The sequence below is a fragment of the Desulfamplus magnetovallimortis genome (genome assembly GCF_900170035.1).
Taxonomy (GTDB): domain Bacteria; phylum Desulfobacterota; class Desulfobacteria; order Desulfobacterales; family Desulfobacteraceae; genus Desulfamplus; species Desulfamplus magnetovallimortis.
In genome coordinates this window covers 96,845-103,653 of sequence record NZ_LT828543.1, presented here as the reverse complement: position 1 = coordinate 103,653, position 6,809 = coordinate 96,845, and the positions used below count along the sequence as shown (strand labels likewise).

At 38.0% G+C, this 6,809-nt stretch carries 6 protein-coding genes and 1 tRNA gene; 3 read left to right on the top strand and 4 right to left on the bottom strand.

The genetic code is table 11. From position 1 onward, the window contains the following. The coding region (locus MTBBW1_RS09105) for an adenylyltransferase/cytidyltransferase family protein (RefSeq protein ID WP_139786727.1) at positions 1–516 on the bottom strand (516 nt) is incomplete at its 3' end. A 113-nt stretch (positions 517–629) separates the two neighbouring features. On the opposite strand from MTBBW1_RS09105, the gene MTBBW1_RS09100 reads away from it, so the two are divergent. Both MTBBW1_RS09100 and MTBBW1_RS09095 read left to right on the top strand, forming a co-directional pair. Further along, positions 630–716 (top strand) — tRNA-Leu (locus MTBBW1_RS09100). Positions 717–1,323: 607 nt separating this feature from the next. Further along, entirely contained in the window at positions 1,324–2,115 is a 792-nt protein-coding gene (locus MTBBW1_RS09095) for a substrate-binding periplasmic protein (RefSeq protein WP_080802321.1), read from the top strand. A 446-nt stretch (positions 2,116–2,561) separates the two neighbouring features. Here MTBBW1_RS09095 and MTBBW1_RS09090 read toward each other — a convergent pair whose 3' ends face one another. From MTBBW1_RS09090 to dnaJ, 3 genes are all read right to left on the bottom strand, one after another. After that, positions 2,562–3,857, bottom strand: a complete 1,296-nt coding sequence (locus tag MTBBW1_RS09090) for an MFS transporter (RefSeq protein ID WP_080802318.1) — start codon at positions 3,855–3,857, stop codon at positions 2,562–2,564. A gap of 268 nt (positions 3,858–4,125) precedes the next feature. Beyond that, the gene (queD, locus tag MTBBW1_RS09085) at positions 4,126–4,500 is read right to left on the bottom strand and encodes a 6-carboxytetrahydropterin synthase QueD (RefSeq protein ID WP_080802315.1); all 375 of its coding nucleotides are present in this window, start codon (positions 4,498–4,500) and stop codon (positions 4,126–4,128) included. Between the two features lie 172 nt (positions 4,501–4,672). Further along, positions 4,673–5,776, bottom strand: coding sequence for a molecular chaperone DnaJ (gene dnaJ, locus MTBBW1_RS09080; protein WP_080802312.1), 1,104 nt, complete (start codon positions 5,774–5,776; stop codon positions 4,673–4,675). Positions 5,777–5,991: 215 nt separating this feature from the next. Between dnaJ and ubiE the strand changes: the two genes are divergently transcribed. After that, positions 5,992–6,696 carry a bifunctional demethylmenaquinone methyltransferase/2-methoxy-6-polyprenyl-1,4-benzoquinol methylase UbiE gene (gene ubiE / locus MTBBW1_RS09075; RefSeq protein WP_080802810.1) on the top strand — a complete coding sequence of 235 codons (705 nt, stop codon included), beginning with the start codon at positions 5,992–5,994 and terminating at the stop codon, positions 6,694–6,696. Positions 6,697–6,809 lie beyond the last annotated feature (113 nt).

Below are 6,809 nucleotides of genomic sequence, written 5' to 3'. Positions count from 1 at the left end.
TGAGCAGGAGCTGCCTGAGTCGGATGTGTCTGATGCACTATCTTCTATGCAGAACCAGTCCGGCACAATTACCCTGAAGCCCTTTTCCTCACCAGCTCGAACAAGAGAATTTATATCACCCTCCCTGTTTCTTCCAAAGGAGTAGTCAGGGCCTACAACAATGGTTTCCATTCCTATTTTGGCAATAAGCAGCTCATTTATAAAATCAGATGCCGATATGGATGCAAATGAGGTTGTAAAGGGGATGCAGATCAATTTATCAAGCCCTGATGCAGTTATCAGCTCTATCTTTTGATCCTTTCTTGTTATCAGGGGAGGTCCGTTTTTCCCCAGAACCTTGAGGGGGTGTGGTTCAAAGGTTATGGCAACAGATGTGCCGGATATTGCAGAAGCCTCTTCTTTTACCTGTCTGAAAAGTGCCTGATGCCCCTTGTGAACACCGTCGAAATTCCCAATTGTCACCACTGCCCTGTGGAAGGGTTGTTTAATTTTATCAATATCTTCTATCAGTTCCATGATACCCTTTATTTTTTTGAAATAATAGGCTTGACAACGCCTGCAAACATATATATATAAACCACTTATCATTTCAACGCAATCATTTTTCTGGAATGATTAAAGTGGAATTTGCCGAAGTGGCGGAATTGGTAGACGCGCTAGTTTCAGGGACTAGTGGTCGCATGATCGTGGGAGTTCGAGTCTCCCCTTCGGCACCATAGGAAACACAAAGGGGATAGAGAAAATCAGAAGTGATTCTCTAACCCCTTTTTTTTCAACGTTTTATAAAAAATGTTTCCAATTTTTCAAAAGGTCAAAATAGAGCAGTATAAAAACTCTTTTCGCAAATTTTTTCAACATATTGAAATTTAAGACAAATTTGATGCCCATGTTTCACCAATAATAATTTGGGTGTCAATAATTTCAATAGGTTTTTATATGAAAGTCTCAGTAAGTGGCTGTTTTTAAAACGACTTTCATCTCTTCGATTGTGGCGGCTATCCGCCATGTACGTTTATATGAAAGTCTCGGTAACAGCCTGTTTTAAAAACGACTTTCATCCCTTCGATTGTGGCTATCATCAGCCATGTACGTTTATATGAAAGTCTCGGTAACAGCCTGTTTTAAAAACGACTTTCATCTTTTCGATTGTGGCTATCATCAGCCATGTACGTTATATGAAGATGCTCGTGAGTTGGAAGTTCTCATTTTACCTACTGCATATGCTGTCTAAAATTTTGATTGGACACCATATGTTGTGGCAAATCAGAGAACTTATGACTGACGAGTGAAGATGAGTGAATAGAGAGTAAAAAAGGAGCGTATATGCGATTTTTCAGTGATATCTTCCAAAAAACAATTATAGCTCTCGTTTTCTTTTTGTTTTTTCCTCTACCATCAACATCAATTTCAAGGGAATTGATCATAATGGGGGTTCCCAAGGAGCCCATGCGATATATTGATGAGAATAACAAACCTTCGGGTATTGATATTGAAATCATTGACTATATCTTTAAAAAATTAGAAATAGATTATAAAGTTATTTTCATTAAATCATCAAAGCGGCTGGAATTCATATGGCAGCAGGATGAGCCTGAAGTGGATATGGTTTTAACCTATTCACACAACGATTTTCGTGAACAATTCCTTGTCTATGCAGAAGAGTCCCATATCGCCATTTCGTGGCATTTTTTTATACTAAAAGAGAATGAGGGAAAATTCGTATATAACGATTTCTCTGATTTCAATGGCCTTACAATGGGTGCCACCATAGGATATGCCTATACAGAAGAGTTCTGGGAAGCTGTTTCTCGGGGAATAATGAAAATAGACAGCCATCCTGTAAATGAGTTCCAGATTAAAAAATTGCTTGGAAAGCGTTTTGACATTGTCCCCCTTAACACCATAGCAACAATGTACCAGGCGAAAAAAGAGGGTTATATTGATAAAATTACCTATCTTTCTAAACCATTGACGGAAAAGAATTATTTCAATACATTTGTTAAAAAATCTTCCTGGCCGGATTTGCCACTGCTTGTGAAAAAATATGACGAAATCTTGAGGGAGATGAAACAGAACGGAACACTTGAGGGCATTATGAGAAGCTACGGACTTTAAAGGTAATCTCCTTGCATTGCACACTGCCCTGTGTGCGTTAAATACTCAAATTCGACACTATAATCTTATGAGCCTTGTCAATAGTATCTGAATCAGGATATCCAGGATTAACAAGATAAGGCAGGATTATGTACTCAAAGCCGACACCTATGATCTTTTGAGCCTTGTCAACATTGTCTGAATCAGGATGTCCAAGATTAACAAGATAAGGCAGGATTATTTATCCTGAGCATCCTTTTCATCCTGGTTATCCTGATTCAGACAAACTCAATAACTGCTCAAAAAGCAATAAGGTGTCGATTTTGAGTTATTTATCCTGAGCATCCTTTTCATCCTGGTTATCTTGATTCAGACAAACTCCGCAACTGCAAAAAAGCAATAAGATGTCAATTTTGAGTATGAAGGATAGTGCATCTTTCATGACATTGGACAAATAGCTCCTTATGTCAACAGTGATTCTTTTTATAACCGGATGTATTGAACCAGGAAAAGAGCATTACAGAAATGGCCAGCATAAGAAGGCCTGCTGCAATTAAAAATGTACTCAAATATCCAATGGTTTCGTAGAGCCATATACCAGCAAGGGGTGCAAACAGTGCTCTGAGTCCAACAAGTGATAAATGGACTGATTGATATTGTGCCACATCTTCATCACAGCAAAAATAGGCTGAACCAATGCTCCATAAAAGGGACATGGTGGCAGCAAACACCCCGTGACAGATCATGTAAAGAATCAGCATATAATAGATTCTAATGCCAAAAATATCGAAATAGTAAGGCATATATTCCGTGAAGATAACGCAAAGAATATAGCAAAACATGGAAAAGTATGTGATAGCAGCAAAGAGGCGTGGATCAATTTTGCCAAGCAGGCGGCCAAAAAATGGAAGCAGCAGAATTGCAATGACATTGTAACCATTTCTATAAAACGCCACACTTGAGTAATTTAGCAGCAGAAAATCATTGAAAAAGATTGTGATAACAGACATGGATAGCATAAATGCGGCACCATAGAGCATAAAACCTATTTCAAAATGAAGATAGGGAGTGTTGTGCCTTAAAATGGAGAGCATATCCTTAACTGATGCTTTAATGGATTCTTTGACAGTCTCTCTGGGAAGGTCTTCCTCGGACTTTTTGTGTCTATATTCAATTTTTGACAAAAGATATGTAGCAGCAATACCAAGTATCGCAACCACCGGAAAGACAATGGTAAAAGAGTAGTTATCATAATCAAGCCACAATCCATATCCAAAAGTGACCACCAGCATGGTGATTTTGTTCAAAGATGTGGCATAGGAATATAAGGTTGAAAAATGTTCATGAGAGTAACTGTTTTTCAAAAACTGGTTGATAAGAGGCATAATGACAGGATTGCCCATGAAATAGATCAGAAAGATAAACAAAAAAAGGTAGTTGTATATGCCGTTAGATGTGGTTTCAGGAAAAAAGAAGAGAAAAATCAGGGGAAGATGGGTCGAAACACCTGTGATAAAGAGCAGTTTTCGTTTATTTTGGATTCTTTTTAAAAACTGGTTCACAAAAATAATAAAGGAAAAAACCACCACATTGAACTGAAACAGAAATCCCAGTTGAAAATTTGTACCATGCAAACTCTTGATAAAGACAAATTCGTTAAGGGCCAGAACACCGAGAATAAATCCGTTTAATACGGAATACGCAAGATGGATATAAAAAGTACGTCTCTCGTTTTCATTTAAATCCAATTCACGCAGTTTCATAAATATACATCTTTACCATGAAAATGACTATCATTTTTATATTTGGGGGTGATTGATACGTAGTCAATCATGTCTGTTTAATATCAACTCAAAAGTATTATACACTTTTTGGAAAATTTTGAACCATGATTAAAATATTTAAGGATTAACATGTTGAAAAATCAGGATAATACCTTAATTATGAAAATCATGGTTCAAAAAAAGTGATAACCGAATTATTAATTCTGGCAAAGCAGCATTTTTGAAAAGATGAAAAAGAGAGACAAAGTCAGGGGATATATGTGGCACATGCATCATCTGATTCCCATGCAGAGACTCTGGAGACCCTTACATCCTCTGGAAAATTTGCAAGTTTTGGCTGTAATTGCTCCGCAATATATATGGCAATCCGTTCTGATGATGGCTGAGCATCCTTGAATGCATCAATTTCATTGAGAAACTTGTGGTCAAGTTGCTCCATTATTTTTCGTACTTCTTTTTTTATATCCCCAAAATCCACAAGCACACCTGCGGCATTCAGTTTTTCTCCGGAGACGTAAACTTCGATATTCCAGTTATGACCATGAAGGTTTTCACACTTTTGCCCAACCATCGTGAGCTGATGTGCTGCTGCAAAATGGGTTTTTATCTTTAATTCAAACATTGGCATTTTCCCTTTTTTCACTCAAGATTAACAATCCCAACTTAGACAAGCAAGGCTCTGATGGGTCACTAATGCTTCTTCAAGTTTAAACTGTCGGGTGACTTTTAAGGCTTTTCAAAGGTTCAAGGCATTTTCTACCCGACAATCAAACCTTGAAAGAACACTAAGGCGTTTAGATATTTTTAAAAAGATTCTTAAGTTTATTTGAGATTTTATCAGAATCAAGCTGATCAAATTCCCTTAACAGTTTTTCCTGTTTTTTAGAGAGGCGTGTAGGTGTTTTTATGCTCACCTGAATTACCTGATCTCCTTTTTTGCCACTTCTCAAAGATGGAATTCCCTCTCCCTTGAATCTGAATGTGTCTCCATATTGTGTCCCTTTGGGTATCTTAAGTGTCTTTTCGCTATCAAGTGTAGGTATGGTAATTTCATCACCAAGAGCAGCCTGAATAAATGAAATATCTACAACACATATGACATCCACGCCATCTCTTTGAAAAAACTTATGAGGCTTAACTGTAATAAATACATATAAATCACCTGAAGGGCCACCACTTGAGCTGGGCTCTCCTTCTCCTGTAAGCCTCAATCTGGCACCACTATCCACACCTGCCGGAACTTTTACAGATACTTTTTTGGAAATCTGCATTCTTCCTGAACCAACACATTTACTGCATGGATTAGGTATTGATTTTCCCTTGCCCCTGCAGTAGGGACAAGTTGTCTTGACTTTGAAAAAACCCTGACTTTGTATAAATTGACCCGTTCCCTGGCACTGACTGCAAGTTTCAGGGTGGGTACCCTCTTTGCAACCAGTGCCATGGCACATGTCGCATATATCGTATTTATTGACATCTATTTCTTTTTCAACACCAAATGCAGCTTCCATGAATTCAAGTGTCATATCATAGCGAAGATCAGAGCCCCTTTGTACACGTGAGCCTCCGCGTCCCCTTGAACCTCCGCTAAACCCAAAGAAATCTTCAAAAACACTTCCAAAATTTGCAAAAATATCATCAAAATTAGCACTGCCTGAAAAACTTGTGCCCTCAAGTCCCTGGTGCCCATATTGATCGTAAATTGACCGTTTTTTATCATCTGAAAGCACGCCATATGCTTCGGATGCTTCCTTGAATTTCTCTTCAGCCTCTTTATTGCCGGGATTTTTGTCCGGATGATATTTGATTGCAAGTTTTCTGTATTTTGATTTCAGCTCATCCTTTCCTGCATCCCTGGTTGCTCCAAGTATCTCATAGTAATCACGCTTGTTTGACATGGCATCCCTGTATTTTAAACTCTTTATTGTTAAGTAAGAAGATATTTACCCTGTAAACGGTCATGACTGCCATCCAGCCACCCTCGAATATGGAAATTTGTATCCATTTCCACGGTAAAAATTTCATAATCATTGATTGTGAAAAAAATGCTGTTATTATAGCAGGCATGAATTTTAAACAAATTAAATTAACTCATAAAGCAGGATTGTCAATAATGAACATGGAACTTGATTTTATTAAGGAGATGTTTGACAACATAGCTCCAAAATATGACTTTCTGAACCGTTTCTTAAGTCTTGGTCAGGATATTCTCTGGAGACAGGAGATGGTTAAAGCGTCATCCATTCCCCATAGTGGCTGCATGGTTCTTGATGTTGCATGTGGAACATGTGATGTTGCCATTGAAGTTGCAAAGCAAAGCAGTGGTACAAAAATCATTGCCACTGATTTTTCCCCGGGTATGCTTATTCTGGGAAAAAAGAAGGTCAGCTCAAAAAACAGTAAAGACAAGATCCATCTTGCAGCGGGCAATGCGCTCTCTTTACCTTTCAGAGATGCAATTTTTGACGCTGTTTTTATTGCATTTGGCATCAGAAATATTATGGACAGGCAAGGAGCACTGCAATCATTTGCAAAGGTACTCAAAAAAGGGGGCAAGGTGGTGGTTCTGGAGTTGACATCACCTTCAGGAAGATTTTTAAGAGATATTTACATGTTTTATTTTCAACGTGTTCTTCCGTCGATCGGCGGGCTTTTTTCAAAAAACAGGCACGCATATCATTATCTTCCCGAATCTGTAATGAAATTTCCGTTGCCGGATCAATTTGCAGAAATAATGAGAAATTCAGGGTTCAAAAATGTGAAATGGAAAGGTATGACATTTGGAATAGTTACGCTTTTTGTGGGAGAAATATCATAAGGAATGAGTCTTAAATACTCAAAGTTGACACCTATGATCTTGTAAGCCTTGTCAACACTGTCTGAATCAGGATTCCCAAGATTAAACGGGAATGATTGATTACGTATCAATCA

What these genes read in the sequence shown, in the direction of transcription:
- MTBBW1_RS09095 (WP_080802321.1), top strand. Translation starts at nt 1,324, where the DNA reads ATGCGATTTTTCAGTGATATCTTCCAAAAAACAATTATAGCTCTCGTT.
- MTBBW1_RS09090 (WP_080802318.1), bottom strand. Translation starts at nt 3,857, where the DNA reads ATGAAACTGCGTGAATTGGATTTAAATGAAAACGAGAGACGTACTTTT.
- queD (WP_080802315.1), bottom strand. Translation starts at nt 4,500, where the DNA reads ATGTTTGAATTAAAGATAAAAACCCATTTTGCAGCAGCACATCAGCTC.
- dnaJ (WP_080802312.1), bottom strand. Translation starts at nt 5,776, where the DNA reads ATGTCAAACAAGCGTGATTACTATGAGATACTTGGAGCAACCAGGGAT.
- ubiE (WP_080802810.1), top strand. Translation starts at nt 5,992, where the DNA reads ATGAACATGGAACTTGATTTTATTAAGGAGATGTTTGACAACATAGCT.